The following is a 25,674-nucleotide window of genomic DNA, read 5'->3' as shown; positions in this document are numbered from 1 at the left end:
AAAATGTTCTATTCTATATGGTGCTATTCTTATCAACAAAGATGAAATAATTTTTTGGCTTTGAGAAGGAGGATTATATATGCAAAAAAATCTGGAAGTTCGCAGTGGCCCTAATTACTATGAGTGTCAAAAGGATGTGCTGTCTTCACTTGAGGAAAGGCTTAGTACATTAAATTATAAAAAAGCTTTGTGGATTCATGGCAAGAAAAGCCTTGAAGCTGCACAACCCTTCTTGCCTCAATTTCATTACATTCAATCACTTTTTGTATCTTATGAAGAGAAATGCAGCCTAAAAGAACGAGATCGCCTTGCTAGTAAAGCAGAAGAGTTTAGGGCAGACGTTATTATTTCACTTGGAGGCGGCAACGTATTGGATCTTGGAAAGGCTGTTGCGAATGTGGTTGATTGTGAAGTAATTCTCATACCAACGCTTGCTTCTACATGTTCGGCTTGGACGCCAAAAAGTCTTATGTACAAGGACGGGCAGTTTCATAGCGCTCTTTCTCATCCAAAACAAACGCTTATGGTTTTGATTGAACCAAGAATCATTCTTCACTCTCCTGTAGCCTATTTACGCTCTGGTATTAGCAATACGCTTGCAAAGTGGTATGAATTAGACGCTCTAATGGCTAAAGAAGAAAACAAAACGTATGCAATGGAGCTCGCTCATCAAATCGCTCATAATAGTCATACATTACTTCTTGCACACGGTAAACAGGCACTTATTGATCTAGCCACTGTAAAACTCAGCACATCTCTTCTTAAAACAATTGAAATTATTATAATGGGCGGGGGGATAGCTTCAAGTTTTAATTCTCAACACGAAACAGCGACGCTTTTTCAAAATAGTATTTCCCTTAACTCTTCTTCACCCCTGTTACTTGGTGAAAAAGCGGCTTATGGGATTTTCATTCAGCTGGCTCTTGAAGAAAATTGGGACGAAATAGATCGTATTCTTCCTTTTTATCGCCAAATTAAACTTCCATATGGAGAAAATATAGAAACGGTAGAAAAGCTCGCTTCTTTCATTGCCCAGGATAAAAGAGTGCATGTTCTTTTTCCATCGCTTACTCAACAGGAAGTAGCAGACAGTATTCAAGCCCTACTTCATCATATTCAGCAAAACGAGCGTGTACCTGTTTTATAATTGAATGAAATTCGGTTACACTAATAAGTAAGTTGATGAAATGGGAGATGAAAGGTTTGGCTAAAGAAAATATTGAAGAGTATTTAGATCGTGGAATGTACGGAGTAAAAGAAACAAAATCTGAAGAACGACGCTATTATTTAACAGCACTAAGAGAAAGAATTGAAGTTGCTTTGAAAAAAGGACAGGTTATGAAAACATCTCCTTATGAACAAGTTGTGGCAAACATTAAAAATGTGCGAAATGGACATCTTTATTTAAATGGAGAAATTAGCTATCCTCACCTATCTAAATATATTAAAATAGCCAATCAAGAGAATGTACCTTTTACAATTGTCCAAAATCATAATAGTGAAACAGATATTGGCCTTGTTTTGACAGGTAGCAATGGAAGTGAAGATAAGGATATCTTTATCCAAAATTAAAAAGCAGGCTTTTGCCTGCTTTTTTATCTTTAGAATACTTATCATTATTTCATAAATACATGATCACCAATACGCGCTACAACAGGACGAGATTTGATCCAATCACTTGTTGCAATGTCTGGGTTGTAGAAAAACAGCGTTTCTTTTTGAGCACGATTTGTAATAGCTTCGTTCACGGCTTTCTTTGATTCTTCTGAAGCTGGATTGTTAATTGAACCGTTTTGAACAGGTGTGAAGGCATAGCTTCCCCCTGGAATCTTTTGATTAATAACCTCTGTAATTGTATTCGGAAACTCGCTTGAAGCAACTCGGTTTAGTACAACGTTTGCTACTGCTACTTTTCCTTCATAAGGCTCTCCTTTTGCTTCAGCCTCAACAACGCGCTCTAAAAGATCACGTTCTTCTGGCGAAACAGCTTGTCCTTGATTTTCTGGTAATGCACTTGCTTGTTCAGCTGTATTTGGCTGTGTAGCTACGTTTGTTTCTGCTGCTTTAACTTCTTTTGTTTGAGCAGGCTGTGCCGTTTCTTTATTTGGAATTGTAAGCATTGCTTGCGCATAAATAAGGTTTCCTGTTAGGTTGTTTGCCTGTTGCAACTCTTCAATGGAAACTCCATAGCTTTTTGCAATACTAGATAATGTATCGCCTTTTTTAATTTTATATAAGTCATCATCATTTGTTGGAATAAATAGTGACTCACCAATATAAATAATGTCGTTTCGACGATCATTTGCTTTTTTAATATCATCAATTGAAATATGATAATCTTCTCCAAGCTTCCAAAGGGTATCCCCTTTTTGAACTTCATGGTTTGTTGCAGCAGAAGCTGTTCCTTTTCCAACGAATAAGAATGCAATTGCTGCTGATACAACAGCCCACTTTTTCATATTTTTTTTCTTCATGATGCCCCTCCTGTAGAAAACTATGTTCCTAAATCTATCACAGCTTTTTCTACAATGCATTGAAAAAATAGATTAAGTTTATTGCATAATCTTTAAAAACTATTACAAAAGAAACCGAGAAAGCTTTAAGCACAATAAAAAGTCCCAGTTTCATTTGTAATAAAACTGGGACTTTATGCAATATATTTTTTTAATCTTGGAGACAAATGTCTACAACATCATAGAAATCAATGACAATTTTAGAGCCGTTTATATCCATAAATGTAAATATATCTTCTTCTTTTGAAAGATGAATAACATATCCATCAAGCGATTGTTCTCTGTTATCATAAACTGTCTTAATAGCTACTTTTTTATGATGAATAAAAGCATCTTGCAAAATTTCATGAAGACGTTTAAGACCTTTATCTTCAGGACGCTTCGTTATTAGCATGCCATACGTAATGTGACCTTTTTCGTTTCTCCATACGTAGTCTGCAAAATAAAATGGAGTTTTATTTTTCACACTCTTCCCTCCGTTCATATCTTAAGAAGTCTAGCATAAGAAAAGGCACTGAAAAGTTTTTCAGTGCTAGCTGCGTGGAGCTTCTAAATAGTGATAAACAATTTTACCACCGTGCTTTGCAATTCCTCTAAAATGTTTAAAGTCTTCCCTTTGAACAAGAAGAGGTTGAAATAAGAGAAAATGTTCTTTTTCAACTACAAGTTCATCTATCTCTCCCTTTTTCAATGCATCAAGCTGCTCATTTGCTTCTTCTCTATCCACTAAAAACACCTCTTTTATACTTCTAGCTCATCTTTCTTATTCATACGCTCTAAAATACGGCGCTTCTGATATAGCATTATACCAGCTTCTGCAACGTCCTGCATCATTGACTTATTAATAAATGCTCCAAAAAAAACACCTGCAATAGGGACAAGTTGAAAAAGTTTCTTCCATCCAAAGTTATCTCTGTATGTGTAGACTACCTCACGCCATCCTTGCAGCTGTGAAGCCATTGCAGCATATTCATATTCTCCGTTACGGTAAAGAGCTAAATCCTCTAGAATAGCTTTTTTTCCAACAACGTCAGCAGAAGAAAATTGCAGGCATTTTACGATAAAAGCCCGCTCTTTTTTATCATTTGGATCATAGCCATAGCAGACGGCTATATCTTGAAGTGTTTTAAGTGACAGCCCAAGCAAGGCAGGAATATCAACAGCAAGGGTAAATACTCCCCCAAAACCTGTTGTTGCTCCTTGCACTGTTGCCATATTCCCTCTGTTTTTTTGAATGCTTTCACTTACAGCATTCATTACAGCTACAGGAACTTTGTCTATGTCTTCTATTGTTTCTGGATTAATTCCATTATTTTGCTCACGCAAACGTTTTAGTACGCCTTTTTCACTTGTTAAATACTTTCCTCCACTTTGAACAAAGCTTCCTAGCTCATCTAGTAAAGAACCAATTTTCTTTTGAATAAAAGCAGGCGTTAATTTATCTATAATTTTAAAAGGAATACGGCTGAAACGTTCCCAAAACCATAAGCCCTTTTGATCTTTTTCCCATTTTTCAATTTCTTTTAACATCTCTTGAAGTGTTTCTCTATTTTCCATCCGCTCTCTCCTTACTTTTAAAAACGTTAGCTTTCATCATAATACGTTTAAAACAGAGATAAAGTTTCAACTTAAATAGGGCTTCTTTCCCTTTTTTATCTTAACCCAAACTATACCCCAAATTACTCACAATGTCAGTTCAAATGTGCTATTTTTATAGAAATGTCTTTACGGAATTTGTTTTTTAAGGCAAAATATTTAAAAAAGTAATTTTCAAAAAAATGAAACTTTTTTTAACCAGTAATCGTTAATGTTATTAAAACGCTTTTGTAAAGGGGAGAGAGCATGAAGATTGCGGAGATTGGAAACGTTATTCAATTTAAGGATGGATTGAAAGGAATTGTAGAAAAAGTAAACGAAAACTCTGTTATCGTTGATCTTACGTACATGAGCAACTTTCGAGAATTAGATTTAGAACATAAAACCGTTGTGAACCATAAAAACTATCAAATTATTGAAGAAACCTTATAGATAAAAAAAACGCGGTAGAGTCTCTACCGCGTTTTTTTACTGTTTTTATCTATAACCTGTTTCTTTTGCTCTTTTGTTAAAATGCCGATTTTATAAAATAAATAAGCGTATTTCTGAACTTTATTCACCGTATTTCGCTCCTTTTTACTCTATTATATGGCAGTGGCAAAAAAAGTTTCCTTAACGCAATAATAAACCAAGCCCTTTTCAAAAAGCAAGAAAAAAAGCTAGAGCTTTTGCTCTAGCTTACATATGTTGTACAGATTGTTGGTTCACTACTTCATTACAATTACCATTAAAAATTTCATCACTTTCGTGAACATGAACCCCATTTTGTTCAACTAATGCTGCTGCAACCATTGCTTTTGCAACATTTTCACATTTAATTGGTTTGTATTTACGATATTTTCCTACAAAAGCAAACGAGAACAGTCTCATTAAACTAAAGATTGCTTTCTCATATAATCCTATCCGCTCTCTTTTTCCGATCAGAACTGATGGACGGAAAAAATGGGTAGATCGAATATAAAGCTGACAAATATCTTCCTCTGCCTGCCCTTTTACTTTAATGTAGAAAAAAGGTGAGCGCAGATTAGCACCTATTGAGGTTACTGCTAAAAAGCTTCGGGCCTTTTGACTTTCTGCACATTTTGCTGCAGCAAGAGGGTACTCATAATCCGCTTTTAAAAACTGTGCTTTTGTCCCCGATTGTTTCATCGTTGATCCAATACAGCAAAAAACATGGTCAACTTCAAATTCCTTCTCATACTCTTTTAAGTCATCAAAACTCGTGCGGATTTGACGAAGTTTTTCATGTTGAATAGGTAATGTTTTTTGTACAAATACCGTTACTTTTTCATACAGCTTGTTGTCTAATAAAAGGTGCAAAAGCTCTTTTCCAATAAGACCCTCAGCGCCAAGCAACACTGCTGAACGTTGTTCCACTGCTCTCACCTTCTTATACCATTTTTCCCTAGAGAATACTTAAGTGACACTTATGAAAAGTGTCACTTATACGTTAACGGTTATCAATTTTCTCTGGATAAAGATCATGATTCATTAGACGATGTTCGGCAATACGTTCGTATTTTGTCCCTGGTTTTCCATAGTTTACATACGGGTCAATTGAAATACCACCACGTGGTGTAAATTTCCCCCATACTTCAATGTAACGTGGATCCATAAGCTCGATTAAATCGTTCATAATGATATTCATGCAGTCTTCATGAAAATCCCCATGATTTCTAAAACTAAATAAATACAGTTTTAATGATTTACTTTCAACCATCTTTTGATCTGGAATATAACTAATATAAATTGTAGCAAAATCTGGTTGATTTGTTTTAGGACAAAGACTTGTAAACTCAGGACAGTTAAACTTTACAAAATAATCGCGATTTGGATGTTTGTTATCAAACGATTCCAGCACTTCTGGAGAATAGTGAAAAGTATATTCTGTTCCCTGATTTCCTAGTAATGTTACGCCTTTAAGTTCTTCATTTTTACGACCAGTCAATTGTCGTTCCCCACTTTCTACGCTAGTCATTCTAACAGCGTTTTTCATTTTTGTGAATAGTTCTGTGCATATTTTTTATTAAAAATTTTTTTCCTTTTATACGCCGCGCTTGTTTCCCCATACAAGAGTATGAAGCTGAGGCAAAACACGGGCATGATTCATTTTTTTAGATTCCACAGCTTTATCAATAAGCCACTCATACTTTACGAGGAGATTGTTCAGTAAGTCCTCATCATTTGCTGTTGTCACATCATCGTTTCCAACCTGCAAATAAAAAGAAACGTCGGGATAGCGACTGTGAATAGCTTCTGCAAATTCAAAGTCTTCATCATTAAAAACAACCACTTTCAAACTTACATGGTTGAGACGTTCTCCTTGTTTAAGTCGCTCCATCACTTCATCAAGAACTTCCAAGTTTGGTTTCATCTTAGAACTTGGAGGTTTTGGAGAGATTGTTAGATCATTGATTTTCAAAAACCAGTCTTGATAGCGACTTCCTTGTGTTTCAAGACCTGTTTCAATTCCTTTTTGCGAAAGAAGGTCAATAAGTTCATCTAAATGTTTTAAGAGCGCTGGATTCCCTCCAGAGATTGTTACATGATTAAAGTGCTCTCCACCTATGTCAAACAACTTCTGTAAAATTTCTGAAGCCTCCATCATTTTAATATCTTCTTTTGCAGAACCGTCCCATGTAAAAGAGGAATCGCACCAAGCGCAGGAGTAATCACAACCTGCTGTACGAACAAACATAGTCTTACGCCCAACGACCATTCCTTCCCCTTGAATGGTTGGACCAAATATTTCTAATACAGGAATTTTATGACTCACTTTTCTTCCCTCTTTTCGGACGATACACAACATAACTTGTTGGCGTTTCTCGCAAGAAGACTTGCAAACAAACTGGTTTGTTTTCTAATGTATCTAAATGCTTTTGAATGCGCTCGTAAATTGTACGTGCAACAACCTCTGTTGTCGGAAAGAAGTTAGGATCACGGTCATCAAATGCTTCATGATCATTTAACAACGTATGATCAAACTCTTTTGCCACAAGTTTTTTCAAACTTTGAAAATTCACTAAAAATCCCGTTTCATCAAGTTCGTCACCTGCAATAGTTACGTTAGCAAAGTACGTGTGACCGTGCATATTTTGACATGCTCCTGCACTTTCATGAGGAACAAAGTGAGCTGATGCAAAATGCATATCTTTGTTTAGTTCATAGCTAAAATCATGAGCGACGCTCGGATAAATTTGCTGTAGCATTTTTCTCCTCCTCTTTCTCAGCCAAGTATTGATCAAGCCCATTTTTTCTTAGTTTACATGCTGGGCACTCTCCACAGCCATCAGCTTTGATGCCGTTATAACATGTAAGCGTGTTATAGCGAATATAATCAAGAGCACCAAGCTCATCAGCTAATTTCCACGTATCTTTTTTATCAATCCACATTAGTGGCGTATGAATTACAAAGTTATGGTCCATTGATAAGTTAAGCGTAACATTTAATGATTTAACAAAAATATCTCGGCAATCTGGGTATCCCGAGAAGTCTGTTTCACAAACTCCTGTTACAAGATGGCGCGCACCCTTCCCTTTTGCCATAATCGAAGCAAATGATAAGAAGAGCAAGTTTCGGCCGTCCACAAACGTTGTTGGAAGCTCTCCTTCCTTCTCCTCTATTTCAATATCAGATCGCGTAAGAGCATTTGGAGCAAGCTGATTTAATAAAGACATATCAAGCACTGTATTTTCTACGCCAAGATCTTTTGCAATTTCTTCTGCAACTTCTATTTCTTTATTGTGTCTTTGTCCATAATGAAACGTCACCGTCTCAACTTCTGCAAAGTTTTCAAGTGCCCAAAATAGGCATGTTGTGCTATCTTGTCCACCGCTAAATACAACAACCGCTTTCTCATTTTTCAACACGAACAACTCCTTAACAAACTTAATTTATGCACAAAAAAAGCGAACTTTTAAAAAGTTCGCTTCACTTATCATTGTAAAAAAAATACCTAAATATAACTAGAGCAACCGAAAAAAGACCATAGCTTCCCCCTGTTCAAAAAGCGGAGCTATCGTGTTGCTTAGTTTTTTATCGAGGGAGTTTGCGAACCTCTCCCATGCAAGTGCATGGATTTTCAATATATTTTTCTATCCTACTATAGCATATCTTTTTTACTGAGGACAGGTTTTTATTTATATACCATTAAAAAAGCTAACAAATGTGTTAGCTTTTTTACAATACTATTGTTTTTCCTTTTTGTTTGGATAAGGACTTGTTTCTGAAGCAAGCTCTTCAAACGTTTTCACTTTCCCATGTGGCTGTTGAGTTTGCTTTCGGACATTCCATTGACGCTCTTGTTCATGCTTTGACTTTGTCAAAATTCTCATTCCTTTCTCTATCCATTCCTTTATTAGACTACACTTTTCCTCGTATTTTATCCGCTTCCTTTTTATATAATAAGGAAGATTTCCTGCAAAAAAAGGTTTGAAGGAAACTCATAGTGTAAAATAGTAAAGAAAAGGATTTTTATCCATACATGCAATTTACTTACGACAGAGAAGGTGAAATTATGGGAATCGGCAAAAGAATGTTAACACGCTATATGTCAAAAGCTATTCCATTTGTTAAAAATAAAAAGCGTAGCGCGTCTCTTTTAACAGGAGTTGTTCGCAAAGTTAAAAAACGTTCTTTCAAACAAAGCAAAGAAGAGCTTACATGGCTTATCAATATGTTTAGAGACTGGATTAAAGGAGACTATCCTAATATCCCTAAACGCACATTGCTCACTGTAGCAGGCACTCTTCTTTATGTTCTGTCTCCTATTGACCTTGTTCCAGATTTTTTATTTCTAATTGGTGTCTTAGATGATTTTGCTGTCATCAGCTTTGCAATGAAACAAATTGAAAAAGATATTAATCAATACAAAGCCTGGTTTCAAAGTCAAAAGCGACCTCTTGAGCTACCGGAAGATACTCTTTCTTCTACAAAATAAAAATAAGCTACTGTAAAAGTAGCTTATTTTTTTAGATGAGCTTGAAACCAGTTTTGAATCTCTGCATCTGTTTCTTTTTCATATTGACTTAATGGATGATCTCCATTTGGATAAATAACAAGCTTCACTTCCTTGCTCTTGTCTTGTAACTTCTTCACAAGCTTCTCTGCTTGTGTATAGTGAACAAGCTTGTCATTTGTTCCATGCAAAAGCAACAGTGGAGAATTCACTTTGTCAGGCCAATATACAACAGAGCGAGATCTATAAGCGTCTTTGCTTTCTTGTGGTGGACCAACAATTTGATCTAATACTTCTTTCATTTTAGGACCGCGCTGATCATAAAACTGAAACATATCTGTAATGCCTGATTTAACAACGACTGCATCAAACTTTATATTATTTTTCATTAAAAGATACGTCATCATACCGCCTCTTGAATATCCAAGCGCAACTTTGTGATTTTCATCCGTATATGGAAGACCTTCAGCATAATTTAAAAGATTTATAACATCATGAATATCTTGTCCTCCGTACGTTTCGGTTCCTTCACTTCCACCGTTGCCACGATATTGACTTGCAATTACAACATATCCTCTATTTGCCCATGAGGCGAGGTAAGCTAACCTTTCCTCATTAATTTGGCTATAATGGCCATGACCGCCTCTATTATATACAAGAATAGGCCAATTTCCTTCTGTTCCTTTTGGCTTTAGCAAATATCCTTTTATTTTTAGCTCATCGCTAGGATATGTTAGTTCATACGTATCAACGCTATTTTGATATGAAGAGGAAACGTGAATTTTACGTTGAATATCATTGCTTCCCTCTCCTCTTGTTCCAACAAAAAGCAAAAAGCTACAGATGACAACTCCTACAAGTAGTAGGATTGCTTTTTTCATGTTCTTCTCTCCTATGCTCAAAATGGTGTTTATAGTATGTGCTTAACAATGATGAATTTATAGTTGGTAATAAAGTGAAACTTTTTTACAAAGATTGGTTCTTATGAATCTTTTCAGTAAGAAAAAGGATTTAATATAGTTCTAATTTCTTTCTTTTGAAGATTTTTTAGCTACTCCAATCCCTGTATAAGCAAATATAATTGAAAATAATGGACAGAACAATAGAAAAAAAGACCACGGAACATACGTTTGCACAGAGACGCCTAGTACCTGTGAAATAAAGGCACCACTTACTCCCCACGGAATAAGTGGATTTACAAGTGTTCCTGCATCTTCTAATGTACGAGCTAAGTTTTTATTTTCTAATCCGTACCTATTATATAAAGGTTTGAAAGTTTGACCTGGAAGTAAGACTGATAAGTATTGTTCTCCTGTAATAAGATTAACACCTATACTAGCTAGAGCTGTTGAAAAAATAACGTCTCCGCTCCGCTTTATGAATGAAATAATTCCTTCAAGGAAGGCTGTAATAACGCCAACAGTCTTCATCAATCCCCCAAGCGATAAAGCAATCATAACGAGAGACACAGAGCTCATCATTGATTGAAGACCGCCTCTATTTACAATACCGTCTACAATTTTATTACCTGAATCAATGCTTACACCATCTTGCAATGCTAGCAATACTTCTCCTATTGCAAACTGAGGTTGAACAAGAACAGTTGTGATAAAAGCTGTTAAAATACCAATAATGAGAGTTGGAACAACATCTTTTCTTCTAATAGATAAGAAGAGAACAATAAGGGGAGAAATTAATGTTAACAAGCTTAACGTAAATTCGTTTGATAAAACCTCTTTAACAGCTGCAATTTGCTCGTAATCAAGATTGTCTGCAGCATTTCCTTGAAGCCCTAAGACTAAAAAGAGAACAGAGCTTAATAATAAACTTGGCACCGTCGTCCACATCATATGACGAATATGTGTGAACATATCGACTTCTACAATCCCTGCTGCAAAATTGGTTGTGTCTGAAAGAGGAGACATTTTATCCCCAAATGCAGCTCCTGAAATAATAGCTCCAGCAGCAAGGGCAGGATCGACGCCCATTACAGAGGAAACACCCATAAGTGCTACTCCAACAGTACTAACTGTTGTAAACGTACTTCCTGTAAAAGTAGAAATTAAAACCGTAATAAATAAACTACTCACTAAGAAATAGTGTGGAGACAAAAAGTCAAATCCAAAATAAAGAATCGTTGGAATTGTACCACTCATCATCCATACAGAGATTAATACACCAACTAATGAAAGGATTAGAATGGGTTTAATACCTAATGAAATTCCCTCTATAATTCCTTTTTCAAGCTCTTTCCATTTTATACCCTTTATAAAGCCAAAAAAGCCTAAAAAGATAACACTACCTAGAATAGGAATATGAGGAGGAACCTTAAAAATAAATAAACAAACAAAAATGAGGGCTAATATAAGAACAATAATTCCGAGTGCCTCTATAAATGATAATTTCTTTTTCATGCTAATACGAGACTCCTTTTCTACTTCAACGCTTTTGTGCAACAGAGTAAATTATAACGTCTTTCACTGTCTTCTGTAAATTTTCTTTTATTTCAGTTTTTAAGAGCAGTTTACTTGCGTAAAAAAACGGGAAGATTTATACTGAACTTCATCATTCAATATCAATTTCTCAAAAAAGAAGAGCAAATTTCTTGTTATCCTCACAGGCAAAGTGTATGATAAGAACCACAAAGGTCAAAGATAGTCAAAAAACTCTTGATAAACAAATTTAAAAGGTGTACAATAGTCTTACAAAGGTCAAAGATAGTCAAAGTCAAAGCAAAATTTTTGACTTTATCACGCTATTTTTGATATAACTTTTAAAATTACTATTGGTTTTATAGAGACAGATATATAGGAGGCAGATATATGATGTTATGTCAAAACTGTGGTCACAACAAAGCCAATATTCAGCTAAATCTTCAAATTAATGGTGAACGTAATCAATATCAACTTTGTCATACATGCTATCAAGAACTACAACAAAAACATAAGACTCCTGCAGGATCTGGAGGTGGATTTATGAACATTGATGACTTATTTAAACATTTAGCATCATCTTCTTCACAACCTGAGCAACAGAACACTCCATCATCTTCACAAACTGGTGGTGGAGGCTTCCTAGATCAATATGGAAGAAATGTTACAAATGCAGCGAAAGCTGGACTTATTGATCCAGTCATTGGTCGTGACGAAGAAGTAGAACGTGTAAGTGAGATTTTAAATAGAAGAAATAAAAACAATCCTGTTTTAATTGGAGAACCTGGTGTTGGTAAAACAGCCATTGCTGAGGGTCTTGCTTTAAAAATTGCAAATGGTGATGTACCAAGCAAGCTAATGAATAAGGAAGTTATTCTTCTTGATGTGGCATCTCTTGTTGCAAATACAGGAATTCGAGGTCAATTTGAAGAACGCATTAAATCGCTAATTACAGAACTACAGTCTCGTAAAAATATTATTCTCTTTGTAGATGAAATCCACTTACTTGTTGGCGCTGGTTCTGCGGAAGGTTCAATGGATGCTGCTAACATCTTAAAACCTGCTCTTGCTCGCGGCGAGCTTCAACTTATCGGAGCAACAACGCTAAAAGAGTATCGCAACATTGAAAAAGATGCTGCACTAGAGCGTCGATTCCAACCAGTAATGGTTCATGAACCTTCTGAAGAGGAAGCCTTTGCTATTCTTCAAGGTATCAAAGAAAAATATGAACAATATCATGGAGTAACGTTTACAGATGAAGCGCTAAAAGCATGTGTATCTCTTTCACATCGTTACATCCAGGACCGCTTCTTACCTGATAAAGCAATCGACCTTCTTGATGAAGCTGGTTCAAAAATGAACTTAAAAGCTGGCGTGCGAGATCATAAGGAAGTTGAAGCTCGTCTAGCTGAGATTGCAAAGGAAAAAGAAGCAGCGCTTAAGGAAGAAAAATACGAAGTTGCAGCTAAACTTCGTGATGAAGAAGTAAAACTAGATGCTTCTCTCAAAGGCGATAGTAACGATTCACTTACTATTGAGATTTCTCACATTGAAGAAATTGTAGAGAAGAAAACAGGCATTCCAGTTGGAAAACTTCAAGAAAATGAAGCAAATAAAATGAACAACTTAGCTGACAGCTTAAATAGCCACGTGATTGGCCAAAAAGAAGCTGTTTCTAAAATTGCTAAAGCAATCCGTCGTTCAAGAGCTGGGCTGAAAGCAAAACACCGTCCAATTGGTTCTTTCCTCTTTGTAGGACCAACAGGTGTTGGTAAAACTGAGCTTACAAAAACACTTGCAAAAGAGCTGTTCGGTACGAAAGATTCAATGATTCGACTTGATATGAGTGAATACATGGAGAAACATGCCGTCTCTAAACTTATCGGTTCACCTCCTGGTTATGTTGGACATGAGGAAGCTGGTCAGCTTACTGAAAAAGTGCGTCGTAATCCATATTCACTAATTTTGCTTGATGAAATTGAAAAAGCACATCCAGATGTTCAACACATGTTCTTGCAAATCATGGAAGATGGACGTCTGACAGACAGCCAAGGACGAACAGTAAGCTTTAAAGATACTGTTATTATTATGACAAGTAATGCAGGTGCTGGCGTTAAGAAAATTACGGTTGGATTTGAAAATAGTGCTATAAAAGATACTTCTGTTCTTGAGTCACTTTCCGCTTACTTCAAACCAGAATTTCTTAACCGCTTTGATAGCATTGTTGAATTCAATCATCTTGAAAAAGAAGATCTTATTAAGATTGTAGATTTAATGGTTGAAGAACTGAACGAAACGCTAAAAGAACAAAATATTGATGTCACTATTTCACAAGAAGTTAAAGAAAAAATTGCTGAACTTGGATATCATCCAGAATTCGGAGCTCGTCCACTGCGTCGAGCAATTGAAGAACATCTTGAAGATGCTATTACAGACCGTATTCTTGATGAGCCTGACGTGAAAACACTGAATATTATTATTGAGAATGAGGATATTGCAGTTAAAGCTTAAATAAAAAAATCCCCTCTTAGCTAAGAGGGGATTTTTTTATTTTATTGCTGATCGTCTGCGTTGTCTTCACCTTCAGTTTGATCATCACTATTATCATCTGTATTTCCTTCTTCAGTTTCAGCCGCATCATCTGTTGCATCATCTGTTGCATCATCTGCAGCCGGCTCCTCTTCTGTAGAAGTGCTATCATCTGTGGAAGTTTCTTCCTCAGTAGAAGCATCCTCTTCTGTTGACGCATCTTCCTCTGTTGAAGTCTCCTCTTCTGTACCAGAAGTATCTTCGCCAGTACCGCTTGTTTCTGTTTCTTCAGTGTTGTCTGTGTTGTTTTCCGTTTCGTCTTCTCCATTTGCATTACAAGCTGTCACAAGCGTTAGAGCTAAAGCAGAACCAACTAATTTGATTAACAAACCTTTGTTTTTCATATGCAAGCTCCCCTTTTCTAATTCAGATTTTGGGCAATACATGATAAGTTGTCCGCCCTACAGAAATTATATATAATTCTCTTTGTCGAAAGGAGTATTTTACCATTTTATCATTCAATCTTTACAGCTTCTTCATTCATTTACGTTGTGTCTACACTACATAGGAAAATAGAGCTGTCTTTCTTAACAATCTTAACAATTAGAAAAAATCTATTATATTTTTTACGTCGTTTTTTTTAACTTTATCAAAACTTGTCCTTTATTATGGTATGATGGGAATGTTAAACATTTGTCGAATATTTGTGAAAGGTCGATGTAGGATGTCAGAAAGTATGAAGTTGATCCAAAATCGGAATACGATTTTAGTAAAGTTATTGTGGTTCTTCTTTATGGCAGATCTTATTGCCATTTTTACTGTTAATTCGAAAGTGGAGGTTGTGTATACTTTTATTGGATTTTCAGCAATTGTGGGATTATGTTTGCTTATTCCATTATCTGCACTTATTCTCTATTGTAAAAATCATGCGATAACAATGTATAGCATCATTACAGCATTTTATATTTATATCGTATATCTGATTATGTCTAACCCTTCTTTGGTAAATTACCTTTTTCTACTACTCGGCATTATGATTTGCTTCTTTTATCAAGATGGAAAATTAATCGTTTTGTCATCAATTGCATCCATTTTGTTACTCGGATACTTTTATACAACTCAGTTTTCTATCATAGTAGAATCCATGACAAAGTTTGATGTTATTTATTTCATTCTATTTATCATATTTTCAGCTATTTTATATGGATACTATGCTCGTTTTACCAATCGACTATGGTTAAAAGTATTTAGCGAAGTCAAAGAGAAAGAGGAAGCGCTTCACTCAGCACAAGAGCATTTTCAAGCTTTTTTTATGTATAACAATGACGCAATGGTTGTTGTAGACTTATTAGGAAACGTTATTAACGTAAATCCGGCTTATGAACGCATTTATGGATGGAAAAAAGAAGATATTTTAGGGGAGTTTCTCCCTTCTATTCCGAGAACACACATAAAAGAAGCGAAGCAGCGCTTTTGTCGTGTTGAAAATGGAGAACGAATCATCGGATTTGAAACCGTCGACATGTGTAAAGATGGAACGCTCATCCATGTAGAGATTACGATATCTCCCATTTATGACCAGTTTGGGAAGGTGATTGCTCTTTCTGAGATTTGTCGGGATATTACGGAAAGGAAAGCAACAGAAGAACTTTTAAGACAGCGTGATAAGCTTGTCTTAGCTGGAGAAATGGCTGCTGGAGTAGCACATGAGGTACGTAATCCGCTCACATCCTTGAACGGGTTTATTCAGCTTATTCATGAGACAGATTCAAAGCATAGAACATATACAACAATTATGCTCTCAGAATTAAAGCGAATTAATGATATCGTAGGAGAATTTCTTTTGCTTGCAAAGCCTCAGTCCCTTCATATGGAAATTGGCCTTCTTGAAAAAGTATTGTCAGATGTTACTCTTCTGTTTAAAACAGAAGGTGCTTTAAATAATATTTCAATCTCTCTTGAACCATTTCAAGAACCTGCTTATATTCAAGGAGACACAAATCAGCTTAAACAAGTTTTTATCAATTTGCTCAAAAACTCGCTTGAAGCTATGCCTAACGGAGGGAAAATCGTCATCACCCCAAAGACTACAGAAGATGGCTTTGTGGATATATTTATTAAAGATAACGGAGTTGGAATTTCCAAAGCCCTTCTTTCTAAAATTCAAGAACCCTTTTTCACAACAAAAGAAAAAGGCACAGGGCTTGGACTTGTCATTATTCAAAATATTCTTCATCAACATCAAGGATCATTTGTCATTTATGATTCAAAAATAAATGAAGGAACAACAGTAAGAGTTCGTTTACCTGTTATAAATATTTCACAGTAAAAAGGCGCTAAAACTAGCGTCTTTTTATTTATGAAAAGAACTTGCGTGAAGTCCTACCTTTTTTAAAAGCTCAATAGCAGTCTCTTTTTCATCTTGTGATAAAGGATTGAAAAGTTCATGGATTCTTTCAGCATGAGGTTTAAAAATATCTTCAATAATCTCCTTACCTTCATCGGTAATTTCTGCATATGTAACACGTCTATCTGTTGGACATGCTACACGTTTTAAAAACCCCTTCTTTTCTAACTTATCTACAACATAGGTAATACTACCGCTAGCTAATAAAATTTTTCCTCCTATTTGTTGAAGTGGCTGCCCTCCTTTATGATAAAGAAGTTCTAATACCGCAAACTCTGTTGGATTCATACCATAACCTTGAATAATGTGTTGCACTTGATCATTTATTGATCTACTTGCTCTAGATAAAACGATAAAAAGCTTTAACGATTGGTCAAGCTCTTTATTTGTTAATTCATTTCCCATCTCTAAACTCACCCTCTATTTATCTCAACTTCAAGATATAATCATACTAAATTAGAAATTTATTTGTCAAACCTTACCTTACAATTTATTCTACTTTCTTCTCTTAGCTTTCCATTTACCTTTAATATCCATTACACAAGAAATTTTCTCCTCTTCCTACTCTTATGAAACGTATACAAAGATAGTTTTACTCTTTTTCATTTGATATAATCAAGAAATGGATAATGTATAAAGGAGCTATTCGAGTTTGATACTTCGATCACTTTTTTCTAAATGGCGAACGTCTCATTTACTTTTATATTTAGTCATTGTATTAATACCTTCTCTTCTTATCAGTACAGTTGCAACCCAATGGCGGATAAACGTTTTACAAGAACAAGAAACAAAACAAGCGCTTCATATTGCATCTCTGCATAAAAATTACGTAGATCGCTTTATTAGTGAAATTATTACGAGTATTGAAACAATGGCAATCTCTTCTTATGCTGAAGATCAGTCTTTTGAACAGCTTCAAGCTATCTTTGAAAGAGCCCAGCAGAAGGACGCAAGGTTATCCGGTATTTACTATTACGATGTAGATGGAAATACAAAGTTTGGTTCAAATGCTCTGCTGCAACCTTTTAATATAAGTGATCATCCCTTTTTCAAAGAACTCCTAGAAACTAGAAATACAACGATTTCAAATGCATATTACGAGCCAACAACAGGCCGATATATTATTACAATTGCTACTCCATTACTTAATGATCAAGGAGAAATTAAAGCTGTAATCGCAGCAAATTTGCGTGTTCGGTATGTAGCAACCGTTTTAGAAGAGCTTACACCAGATGAAAGTGTGAAACTGCTTGATGAAAACAATAAAGAAATTTTTCATACAGGGAAAGACCTAAAAACCGAACATAAAACAACAATAGATACCCAGCTTGAGCGAGTACCGTGGACAGTTTCTGTAGCTACTTCTAATGTTAACCAAGGAACCTTTGGCCCATTCTTTGCTTTTTCCTTTTTTGGTTCTTTTATTGTAATGAGCGTTCTTTTTTTAAATTTTAGAATTAGGATGCTAAAAAGACAGGCGCTTCAAGAAAGAATCCAAAATGAAGCTCAAAAACTTGAACTTGTTGGAACTCTTGCAGCAAGTACTGCACATGAAATCCGTAATCCCTTAACAGGAATTAAAGGTCTTGTGGCCCTTTTAAGCGAAAAACATAAAGGAGAACAAGATCAGTTTTATTTTTCAGTTATTCAAACAGAAATTGAACGAATCAATGAAATTGTTAGCGAATTTCTTATTCTTGGGAAACCTGTCGTAGAAAAACAAGGATACTATCACCTACAACAAATACTATCCGATGTTACACCTATTATAAAATCAGAAGCCAACTTACATAATATCGAGGTCATAACAACTCTTCCCCTAGAGCCTCTTTATGTTCTTTGTACAAGAGATCATTTAAAACAAGTTGTTCTGAATTTAGCAAAAAATGCCTTAGATTCAATGCCAGAGGGAGGAACATTAACCCTTTCTCTTTCCGAAAGACAAGAAGTTGCCATTTTGCATGTCCAAGATACAGGGACTGGGATATCAAAAGAAATGCTTTCAAAAATTTTTCATCCTTTCTTTACGATGAAAGATACAGGGACAGGACTTGGACTTGTTGTTTGCAAACGAATTATTGAAGCTATTGATGGGACAATTGAAATCGATAGTACAGTAGGAAAAGGAACAAATGTTATTGTCACAATCCCAATTCAAACAGAGCATACCGAAAGCTAAAAATTCATGTTGCTTTCGTTTTACTCTCTCATTTGCGATAATAAAAGAAATCTATGTATAGGTTAGTGGTGAAAATATGACACGAACACATCTTATTTTTGATTCATCTATTGGAAAACAAAAACCTGAAACAATTGTTAACCGACAAAATCCTTGTCCATTTTGTAATGTAGAAGCTCTCACTCACATTATGGATCAAAAAGACTCCATTATTTGGCTTGAGAACAAGTATCCGGTTTTACAAGATGCATTTCAAACCGTCATTATTGAAACAGATAAATGCACCTCAGAGCTTTCTTTATATTCAAAAGAACACCTTCATAAGCTCATCGACTTTGCGTTGAAAAAGTGGAAAGAAATGCAGGAAAATAGCCAATATAAATCTGCTCTGTTTTTCAAAAACCATGGTCCTATGTCTGGAGGTTCTTTGCGTCATCCACACATGCAAATTGTAGGACTTAAAAATGTTGATGCATATAGAAAATTAGACGAGCGACAGTTCGAAGGATTAACTATTCATGAGGAAAACGGGGTAATATTTAACCTTTCTACTCTCCCAAGAGTTGGTTTTTTCGAATTTAATGTTCGTTTAAAACAAGGCGGAGAACAAACAATATTTGCTGATTTGCTACAAACGGCGGTTCACTATGTATTACATCATTTTCATAGAAATTGTACGAGCTATAATTTATTTTTCTATCCCCTTGAAAATAAGGAAGTTGTTGTAAAAATCCTACCGAGATTTTCAACCTCTCCTCTTTTTATGGGCTACGATATTGCTCAAGTTTCTAACAAGCTCTCAGACGTCGTCCACCAAGTTCAAGAACTGTACTTTTCTCAAAAAAAATAACTTAAATAAGCTATATTCCTTCTTTGAGCTGAATATAGCTTATTACAGCACAAGATATCCCTTCTTATACATATTGTAAAAAAGTGACTCTCCATGATCATTGACGACTATTAAAGGAGCTTAAACATTCTATGAAGGAAGTTTTAATCGGGAGCATTTTATCAGCTCTTTCAACAGGTTTAGGAGCTCTTCCTATCTTATTCATTCAACATCTCTTAACACACAAATGGCGTGATATTTTATTAGCTTTTACAGCCGGTGTGATGACAGCTGCTGCTACAATGAGTCTTATTCCAGAGTCTTTACAAACAGGCGGTCTTCTCCCTTTAACAATTGGATTATTGTTAGGAACCATTGCTTTAACATTACTTGAACGGAATATTCCTCATATTAATTTGGAACACCAAAAAACAGGAATTCAGTTTGATGAGAAAGCTTTTCTGATCGTTGCAGCGATTACTTTGCACAACATTCCAGAAGGTCTTTCGGTTGGAGTTAGCTATGCTTCTGATGTGGATAACACAGGTAACTTAATTGCGCTTGCCATTGGATTACAAAACGCGCCTGAAGGGTTACTTGTTGCTTTATTTTTAGTGCAGCAAAAAATGAATCGTTTCAAAGCTTTTATTATAGCAACACTAACAGGTACTGTAGAAATAGTTGCGGGTCTTCTTGGCTTTTATCTTACATCTTTCTTCGACTCTCTTGTTTCCTATGGCCTTGCTTTTGCAGCAGGAGCGATGCTTTATATCATTTATAAAGAACTAATTCCAGAAAGTCACGGAGATGGGAATGAACAGACCTCCACTCATTCTTTTATCATTGGTGTTCTTTCCATGATTCTGCTCATCAATTTGTTTTAAATTATAAAAAACCTGATTGAATTACGATCCATTCAATCAGGCTTTTTATATACATTTTTTTATACAAATGATCTCAGTATATTCTATAATAATCATAAACTCTTAGTTGTTAAGCTTTTCTCTTCTCTATGTTGAAAAACGATAAAACAAATCATTTATTTAGAAAAAGCAAGTGACGTTGGTAAAATAGTAAAGAAAGGCATCTTGCCTTCTTGTTTTTGCTCAAGACATCGCTGATATCTATTTAATAGCTCGTCCAATTCTTGGCTGCAGAAAATGGTATCTTTATGTGTATAACCTTTTTGCTCAGCAATTTTACACATCTCTTCTCTTTTGTGTAAAATTTCACCCAGCAGTGCCTCTGCTTTACCACCACTATACATTTGCAACATTTTATCCTCCCTTGCCATTAAAAGTAACCCCCTTATGCTTCATTACAAATTCTACTAAAATTGTAAACAGGTTTGCAATAAGAAAAAAAACTTTTTCATTACTTCTTAACAGCTTTGTAAAACAAATGTCGTAAATAACATGATTCACATAATGTTACAGCATAGATGTGATATACAAAAAGACGTATATGAAAAGCTACTAAGAGTATAGCTATATTCTTTTGTTTAGATTAACAGTATATTTTGATTTTGTAAAATGATAGTATTTATTGGAACAATACCCCACAAAATACCGCCTAAACATAAATATATTATATAGGAAAGTGTGCCTACTTAAATAAAAAATGATTTCTGCATTTTTGCAGAAATCATTTCCTTAAGAACATATTATTTAGTATCAGCGTAGATTGGTACCCATCCTTCTGTTGTAACAAAAATACGGATTGCAACAACTTTTCTGTCATCCATAAGTGTAAAGTAATGCTGAATATTTTCAGGAACGGAAATAAGATCGCCAGATTCAAGCTCAACATCGAAAAAGTGGCCATCTTTTCCTTGGATAACAAAAATGCCGTGTCCACTTACAATAAATCGAACTTCATCATCTGTATGATGGTGTTCACGCTGAAAGTTATTTAGCAGTTCATCTAGATTTGGAGTTGCATCAGATAAAGAAATAACATCCTGAGCTTTATAGCCACGACGAGCCGAGATGTCTGCAATCTCTTCTTTAAATGTTGCTAAAATCTCTTCTTTTTCTTCTTCTTTTAAACGATAATTCTCTTGCAGATGAAGAGGTAACTTTGAAATATCCCAATTCTCATAGATTACTTCTTGACTTTGTAAAAATTCCGCAACTTCCTCTTGATTTTCAATGCGCTCATTTGTTTTATGTAAACGAATGTTTGCCATGTTTTCTCCTCCTTAGTTTGTAAACTGTATTTGTTTTGCAAAAAGCTTAAGTTTTAATAGATAGCTACATAAAAACTCATATGCTTCTAAATGACGTTTAGCTTCAAAAGCTGTTTTCCCCCATACTGTGATTCCGTGATTGCGAATTAATACAGCTCCTGTATCTTCCTTAATATGCTTTTTAAATACATCTCCAAGTTTTTGTAAATCCGCAAAATTCGGGATGATTGGAATCTCTACTTTTGCATCTTCTTCCCAAAGTCCTAATGCTTTAATAATCTCCTGCTTTGTAAACACAACTTTCCCCTGATCACCATAAAGTTCTGAAACAACGTTGTTATCAACTGTATGCACATGCAAAACGCATCCTGCTTTCGTTTTCTCATAAATAGCCGTATGGAGAACAGTTTCTGCAGAAGGTTTAAGCCCTGTTTCTTCTGCAGGAAGCCCATGTTGATCTACAAGTAAAAAGTCTTCATTTGTACGTTTGCGCTTATCTTTTCCGCTTGCTGTAACAAGAAATGTTGTAGGACTTTCTGTTACTCTAATTGATAAGTTACCGCTTGTGCCGAAAAACCAGTCTCTTTCTGCCAATTCATCCTTGATAGCAGCTAATTCAAGCCACTTTTCTTCGTACCCACTCATTTTAGTTCCTCCCTCACCCGCTTAATCTCAGAGATAACATCATAAAACGTGTCAAATGAAGCATGTGGAAGCTTTAATGTTTCACATTTCTCTAACAAGTAATCTCTAGCAATTACGAAATCAGCTTGCTTTGCAGCTTGAAGATCTGTTACAGAGTCGCCAATAACAATTGTAAATGCATCATCTTTTTGCAACGTTCTTAACAGTGATGGTTTACAGCAACCGCAACCGTTATCACACTGACTATCACAGCTATGTGGCCAGCGAATTTGTACATTCTCTCCGCTAAAATCTCCTTTATTGCAATAGATAAAATCTTTTTCTATATAGGGAGAGAGAATGGGATGAACAAAAAAATCAATACCTCCACTTACGATATAAAGAGGAATGTTATGTTCTTTCGCATACAAAACAAACTCACTGAAGCCATTGCGAATTTGCGCATTTTCTAGTACATACTCTGTCATATCTCCTTTAAGAGAAGATGGTAAAAGATTAAACATCTTTCCAACTCCATCTTTTATGGGGATTTCTTCAGCAAGCACTTGATCTTTTAATGAAACCCATTCTTTCGGCGCGAATTTTTTCATAATTTCAATAATGTTATCTTTAGATGTAACCGTTCCATCAAAATCACAAAACAAGATCAAATTCTTCATTTCACAACCTCTTTAACTCCCCAAAGCTCAATCGCTTCTTTGAGGTCTTCGCTTGTTTCTGAAGCCTCTTGTAATGTTACTCCAGATACCGCAGCGTCAATGGCTGCTCTGAACGCTTTCCCTCCGCCGACTGCTCCATTTGGGTGCCCATGTACGCCTCCACCAGCATTAATGATTGTATCTTTTCCAAAATCATTATAAATAAGAGGCACAAGACCTGGGTGAATCCCAGCTGATGGAACAGACCATCCTTTTTTTAAAGAGCTATTTTCTGTTAGATATTCATGGGTCTTAATTGCCTCACGATGATCAAGGGCAACACTTCCATATGGGGAAGGAAAAAGGGAGAAATCAGCTCCTGCTAAACGATTAAGTTTTCCAAAAAGCAATGAAGCACTTACTCCATAAAAAGGTGATGAAGTCATTGCACCACTGAACGCTGGATGCGCCATAATTGGCAGCCCGATTTCTTCATCTTCTCGAAGAGCTTGCAAAACATCTAAGCCGTATGAGTACACGTTAAACAAAAGAGCATCTGCTCCAAGTTCTTTAGCACGCTTTGCTTTATCTTTTAGTTCAAATGTTTTGCCAGATAAGTTTACAGCATAAAGCGTTCTTTTCCCTGTTTGTTCATAAACATCATCAAGTACTTTCTTCCCTTCACTAATTCGATCTTCAAAAGGTGTGAGTTTATTTTCAAATAAAATCTCATCATCCTTAATTAAATCTACGCCACCTAATGCCTGGCTTTTTAGCTGATTTTTCAAATAGGACATGTCACGTCCAATCACACCTTTAAAAATACTCATCACTAGAGGACGATTGTGGACATTAATTTTTGTACGTATTTCTTCAATGCCAAAGCGAGGTCCTGGAAATACTTTTGTTAGTTTTTCTGAAAGTTTTAGATCAACAAGTTTAATCTTCCCGTCTAAAGAAAGTTTTCCAAAAACTGTTGTTAAAATAGCTGGTATGTCATGAGAAAAGTTAGCAGAAGGGTAAGCAATAGCCATTTCTGCTTTATAACCTTCCTCTTCTTTTCCAATGATTTCTGAATACACAACGCGACCTTTGTGTTGTTTTAACTGCTCTCTTTCTAAAAGAGGCAAGTCTGTCCATGAACCAACAGTAAGACCTAACGCTATCTTTTCTGCCTGTTCTTCAACTTTTCTATTTTTTAAAATACTATGATATATTGCAATTACTTCGCTCATGCAGCGTCACCTCTTTATGTAAAAATAAAACCTCTCTTCAATCACTGATTGAAGAGAGGTTTTGTATGGTCCTCTTATCTCTCAGCATTGCTGTAAGATTTAGCACCGTACTTTATAGCCGGTTGCCGGGCTTCACAGGGCTTATTCCCTCCACCTACTCTTGATAAGAATTATATTTATGTTTAGTTGTTTATGAGTCAATTCACTTTGGATTATGACATTCAAAGAAAAGATTGTCAATAATTTTTAGAAAATTCCTAATCCCTTGATTCGCTCAATAGCTTCTCGGATTCGCGTTTCCTCTGTTAGCAATCCTGTTCGTACATATCCTTCACCATGCTCACCAAAACCAATTCCTGGAGCTACCACAACATGTGCTTTCTTCAAGAGTAGATCGGAAAATTCCGTTGATGTATATCCTTTTGGGACACGAAGCCAAGCAAAAAAAGAGCCTGCTGGAGCTTTTACATCCCATCCGATGTTTTGTAATCCCCCTATCCAAACTTCACGTCTTCTCTCATAAAGAGACAAAAGGTCCTGAACACTTTTATGACTATGCAGAAGCGCAACCTCGGCTGCTTTTTGAATAGGACTAAAAATACTAACATAAAGGTGATCTTGTAAGAGTTCAATTGCTTTAATAACACTCTCGTTTCCAACCGCAAAAGCAATGCGCCAGCCTGCCATATTAAATGTTTTAGAAAACGTATAAATCTCAATCCCAACGTCTTTTGCTCCTTCAGTTTGCAAAAAACTTCTTGGCTTCTTGCCATCAAATCCGATTGCTCCATAAGCAAAATCGTGAACAACACAGATATCATTTTTGTCGGCAAAGCTCACCGTATCTTCAAAAAATTCTTTTGAAGCAACAGCACCTGTTGGATTATTTGGATAGTTTAAAAACATTAGCTTAGCACGTTGCTTATCTTCTTCTGACAGCGAACTATAGTCAGGTAAAAAATCATTTTGCTCTGTTAAAGGCATTTTAGTTAATGTTGCGCCAGCTAGCGCAACCCCTGATAAATAGTCCGGATAACCCGGATCTGGAACAAGGACACCTTCCCCTTTATTAAGCAAGCACTGAGGAATTTCAACCAATCCTGCTTTTCCACCAAATAAAATGGCTACTTCTTTTGTTGGATCAATTGTTACTCCATATTCTTGTTTATAAAAAGAGGCTGCAGCCTCTTTTAAAAAACTGTGCCCTTGAAAAGGCGGATAACCGTGAAATTGAGGATTATTACTTGCTTCTTGAAGCGCCTTTACAATATGATCAGGAGTCGGCTTGTCTGGATTTCCCTGACCAAAATTAATTAAGTCATGTCCTTTATGCGCTTCTTTTGCTACTTTTTTAACAAGAGAAGCAAAAAACTGTTCTGGTAACCCTTTTAAAAGGTCTGACTGCTGAAATATTTTCATCATAAACAACCTCTCGAAAAATTCTACGAATTCTAATGATTCATGATATATGCTTCTTTCATTTCTGTAAAGATGAAAAAGAAAAGTTTTTCTCGCTCTAAACAAA

29 protein-coding genes and 2 riboswitches are annotated in these 25,674 nt (G+C 35.6%); of the genes, 9 read left to right on the top strand and 20 right to left on the bottom strand.

Going from position 1 to position 25,674, the window contains the following annotated elements:
• Nucleotides 1-79 precede the first annotated feature (79 nt).
• Together MOC86_RS02100 and MOC86_RS02095 are read left to right on the top strand one after the other, a co-directional pair.
• On the top strand, nt 80-1,147 hold the full coding sequence (locus MOC86_RS02100; protein ID WP_268582520.1) for an iron-containing alcohol dehydrogenase family protein: 1,068 nt from the start codon (nt 80-82) through the stop codon (nt 1,145-1,147).
• A gap of 56 nt (nt 1,148-1,203) precedes the next feature.
• On the top strand, nt 1,204-1,572 hold the full coding sequence (locus MOC86_RS02095; RefSeq protein WP_243513906.1) for a YueI family protein: 369 nt from the start codon (nt 1,204-1,206) through the stop codon (nt 1,570-1,572).
• A 44-nt stretch (nt 1,573-1,616) separates the two neighbouring features.
• On the opposite strand, the gene MOC86_RS02090 is transcribed toward MOC86_RS02095, so the two are convergent.
• The 4 genes from MOC86_RS02090 to MOC86_RS02075 all read right to left on the bottom strand — a co-directional run bounded on the left by MOC86_RS02090 (nt 1,617) and on the right by MOC86_RS02075 (nt 4,070).
• Nucleotides 1,617-2,474, bottom strand: a complete 858-nt coding sequence (locus tag MOC86_RS02090) for a cell wall hydrolase (protein ID WP_268582519.1) — start codon at nt 2,472-2,474, stop codon at nt 1,617-1,619.
• A 190-nt stretch (nt 2,475-2,664) separates the two neighbouring features.
• Nucleotides 2,665-2,979: a hypothetical protein gene (locus tag MOC86_RS02085; protein ID WP_019392933.1), complete on the bottom strand. Its 315-nt coding sequence runs from the start codon at nt 2,977-2,979 to the stop codon at nt 2,665-2,667.
• Nucleotides 2,980-3,045: 66 nt separating this feature from the next.
• Complete coding sequence (locus MOC86_RS02080) at nt 3,046-3,240, bottom strand: hypothetical protein (RefSeq protein ID WP_061803493.1); 195 nt, start codon at nt 3,238-3,240, stop codon at nt 3,046-3,048.
• Between the two features lie 14 nt (nt 3,241-3,254).
• Nucleotides 3,255-4,070, bottom strand: coding sequence for an EcsC family protein (locus MOC86_RS02075; protein ID WP_061803492.1), 816 nt, complete (start codon nt 4,068-4,070; stop codon nt 3,255-3,257).
• A gap of 285 nt (nt 4,071-4,355) precedes the next feature.
• Here MOC86_RS02075 and MOC86_RS02070 point away from each other — a divergent pair, with 285 nt between their 5' ends.
• Nucleotides 4,356-4,541, top strand: coding sequence for a YkvS family protein (locus MOC86_RS02070; RefSeq protein WP_019392930.1), 186 nt, complete (start codon nt 4,356-4,358; stop codon nt 4,539-4,541).
• Nucleotides 4,542-4,787: 246 nt separating this feature from the next.
• On the opposite strand, the gene MOC86_RS02065 is transcribed toward MOC86_RS02070, so the two are convergent.
• From MOC86_RS02065 to MOC86_RS02040, 6 genes are all read right to left on the bottom strand, one after another.
• Nucleotides 4,788-5,486, bottom strand: coding sequence for an NAD-dependent epimerase/dehydratase family protein (locus MOC86_RS02065; protein ID WP_268582518.1), 699 nt, complete (start codon nt 5,484-5,486; stop codon nt 4,788-4,790).
• A gap of 73 nt (nt 5,487-5,559) precedes the next feature.
• Nucleotides 5,560-6,057 (bottom strand): preQ(1) synthase, encoded by a 498-nt coding sequence (gene queF / locus MOC86_RS02060; RefSeq protein WP_243513921.1) that lies wholly within the window; start codon nt 6,055-6,057, stop codon nt 5,560-5,562.
• 96 nt (nt 6,058-6,153) lie between these two features.
• The gene (gene queE, locus MOC86_RS02055) at nt 6,154-6,885 is read right to left on the bottom strand and encodes a 7-carboxy-7-deazaguanine synthase QueE (RefSeq protein WP_268582517.1); all 732 of its coding nucleotides are present in this window, start codon (nt 6,883-6,885) and stop codon (nt 6,154-6,156) included.
• Nucleotides 6,875-7,318, bottom strand: a complete 444-nt coding sequence (gene queD, locus MOC86_RS02050; protein ID WP_019392925.1) for a 6-carboxytetrahydropterin synthase QueD — start codon at nt 7,316-7,318, stop codon at nt 6,875-6,877. Before queD ends, queE begins: the two co-directional genes overlap by 11 nt.
• A complete protein-coding gene (gene queC / locus MOC86_RS02045) occupies nt 7,284-7,979 on the bottom strand; it encodes a 7-cyano-7-deazaguanine synthase QueC (protein WP_192811830.1) in 696 nt (231 codons plus the stop codon). The genes queD and queC overlap by 35 nt, the downstream gene beginning before the upstream one ends.
• A 152-nt stretch (nt 7,980-8,131) precedes the next feature.
• Nucleotides 8,132-8,175, bottom strand: a riboswitch (PreQ1 riboswitch).
• Between the two features lie 122 nt (nt 8,176-8,297).
• Entirely contained in the window at nt 8,298-8,435 is a 138-nt protein-coding gene (locus MOC86_RS02040) for a DUF6254 family protein (RefSeq protein ID WP_019392923.1), read from the bottom strand.
• A 191-nt stretch (nt 8,436-8,626) separates the two neighbouring features.
• Here MOC86_RS02040 and MOC86_RS02035 point away from each other — a divergent pair, with 191 nt between their 5' ends.
• Complete coding sequence (locus tag MOC86_RS02035) at nt 8,627-9,049, top strand: YkvA family protein (protein ID WP_243513933.1); 423 nt, start codon at nt 8,627-8,629, stop codon at nt 9,047-9,049.
• Between the two features lie 23 nt (nt 9,050-9,072).
• Here MOC86_RS02035 and MOC86_RS02030 read toward each other — a convergent pair whose 3' ends face one another.
• Nucleotides 9,073-9,948, bottom strand: a complete 876-nt coding sequence (locus MOC86_RS02030; RefSeq protein ID WP_124050241.1) for an alpha/beta hydrolase family protein — start codon at nt 9,946-9,948, stop codon at nt 9,073-9,075.
• Nucleotides 9,949-10,089: 141 nt separating this feature from the next.
• Nucleotides 10,090-11,481 (bottom strand): Na+/H+ antiporter NhaC, encoded by a 1,392-nt coding sequence (gene nhaC, locus MOC86_RS02025; RefSeq protein WP_268582516.1) that lies wholly within the window; start codon nt 11,479-11,481, stop codon nt 10,090-10,092.
• Nucleotides 11,482-11,892: 411 nt separating this feature from the next.
• Between nhaC and MOC86_RS02020 the strand changes: the two genes are divergently transcribed.
• Nucleotides 11,893-14,010: an ATP-dependent Clp protease ATP-binding subunit gene (locus MOC86_RS02020; RefSeq protein WP_268582859.1), complete on the top strand. Its 2,118-nt coding sequence runs from the start codon at nt 11,893-11,895 to the stop codon at nt 14,008-14,010.
• Nucleotides 14,011-14,051: 41 nt separating this feature from the next.
• Here MOC86_RS02020 and MOC86_RS02015 read toward each other — a convergent pair whose 3' ends face one another.
• Nucleotides 14,052-14,432, bottom strand: a complete 381-nt coding sequence (locus MOC86_RS02015) for a hypothetical protein (protein WP_268582515.1) — start codon at nt 14,430-14,432, stop codon at nt 14,052-14,054.
• Nucleotides 14,433-14,764: 332 nt separating this feature from the next.
• Here MOC86_RS02015 and MOC86_RS02010 point away from each other — a divergent pair, with 332 nt between their 5' ends.
• Entirely contained in the window at nt 14,765-16,357 is a 1,593-nt protein-coding gene (locus MOC86_RS02010; RefSeq protein WP_268582514.1) for a PAS domain S-box protein, read from the top strand.
• A 24-nt stretch (nt 16,358-16,381) separates the two neighbouring features.
• Here MOC86_RS02010 and MOC86_RS02005 read toward each other — a convergent pair whose 3' ends face one another.
• A complete protein-coding gene (locus tag MOC86_RS02005; protein ID WP_019392916.1) occupies nt 16,382-16,840 on the bottom strand; it encodes a MarR family winged helix-turn-helix transcriptional regulator in 459 nt (152 codons plus the stop codon).
• Nucleotides 16,841-17,087: 247 nt separating this feature from the next.
• Here MOC86_RS02005 and MOC86_RS02000 point away from each other — a divergent pair, with 247 nt between their 5' ends.
• From MOC86_RS02000 to MOC86_RS01990, 3 genes are all read left to right on the top strand, one after another.
• Complete coding sequence (locus tag MOC86_RS02000; RefSeq protein ID WP_268582513.1) at nt 17,088-18,614, top strand: ATP-binding protein; 1,527 nt, start codon at nt 17,088-17,090, stop codon at nt 18,612-18,614.
• A gap of 76 nt (nt 18,615-18,690) precedes the next feature.
• The gene (locus tag MOC86_RS01995; RefSeq protein WP_268582512.1) at nt 18,691-19,464 is read left to right on the top strand and encodes a DUF4931 domain-containing protein; all 774 of its coding nucleotides are present in this window, start codon (nt 18,691-18,693) and stop codon (nt 19,462-19,464) included.
• A gap of 131 nt (nt 19,465-19,595) precedes the next feature.
• Complete coding sequence (locus tag MOC86_RS01990; protein WP_243513946.1) at nt 19,596-20,327, top strand: ZIP family metal transporter; 732 nt, start codon at nt 19,596-19,598, stop codon at nt 20,325-20,327.
• Nucleotides 20,328-20,482: 155 nt separating this feature from the next.
• Here the strand turns inward: MOC86_RS01990 and MOC86_RS01985 are convergent, their stop codons facing one another.
• The 6 genes from MOC86_RS01985 to MOC86_RS01960 form a co-directional block, all read right to left on the bottom strand.
• Entirely contained in the window at nt 20,483-20,737 is a 255-nt protein-coding gene (locus MOC86_RS01985; RefSeq protein WP_268582511.1) for an aspartyl-phosphate phosphatase Spo0E family protein, read from the bottom strand.
• Nucleotides 20,738-21,106: 369 nt separating this feature from the next.
• The gene (locus MOC86_RS01980; protein ID WP_268582510.1) at nt 21,107-21,631 is read right to left on the bottom strand and encodes a cupin domain-containing protein; all 525 of its coding nucleotides are present in this window, start codon (nt 21,629-21,631) and stop codon (nt 21,107-21,109) included.
• A gap of 12 nt (nt 21,632-21,643) precedes the next feature.
• The gene (locus MOC86_RS01975) at nt 21,644-22,276 is read right to left on the bottom strand and encodes a methylthioribulose 1-phosphate dehydratase (protein WP_268582509.1); all 633 of its coding nucleotides are present in this window, start codon (nt 22,274-22,276) and stop codon (nt 21,644-21,646) included.
• Nucleotides 22,273-22,935: a 2-hydroxy-3-keto-5-methylthiopentenyl-1-phosphate phosphatase gene (locus MOC86_RS01970; RefSeq protein ID WP_268582508.1), complete on the bottom strand. Its 663-nt coding sequence runs from the start codon at nt 22,933-22,935 to the stop codon at nt 22,273-22,275. The genes MOC86_RS01975 and MOC86_RS01970 overlap by 4 nt, the downstream gene beginning before the upstream one ends.
• The gene (locus MOC86_RS01965) at nt 22,932-24,149 is read right to left on the bottom strand and encodes a 2,3-diketo-5-methylthiopentyl-1-phosphate enolase (RefSeq protein ID WP_268582507.1); all 1,218 of its coding nucleotides are present in this window, start codon (nt 24,147-24,149) and stop codon (nt 22,932-22,934) included. The genes MOC86_RS01970 and MOC86_RS01965 overlap by 4 nt, the downstream gene beginning before the upstream one ends.
• Nucleotides 24,150-24,220: 71 nt before the next feature.
• Nucleotides 24,221-24,319: riboswitch (SAM riboswitch) on the bottom strand.
• A 76-nt stretch (nt 24,320-24,395) separates the two neighbouring features.
• The gene (locus tag MOC86_RS01960; RefSeq protein ID WP_268582858.1) at nt 24,396-25,568 is read right to left on the bottom strand and encodes a pyridoxal phosphate-dependent aminotransferase; all 1,173 of its coding nucleotides are present in this window, start codon (nt 25,566-25,568) and stop codon (nt 24,396-24,398) included.
• Nucleotides 25,569-25,674: the final 106 nt, after the last annotated feature.

It is taken from the genome of Priestia endophytica, assembly GCF_026790145.1.
Taxonomy (GTDB): domain Bacteria; phylum Bacillota; class Bacilli; order Bacillales; family Bacillaceae_H; genus Bacillus_I; species Bacillus_I endophytica_A.
The sequence above is the reverse complement of the archived record's forward strand: the minus strand, read 5'-3'. Positions and strand labels throughout refer to the sequence as shown.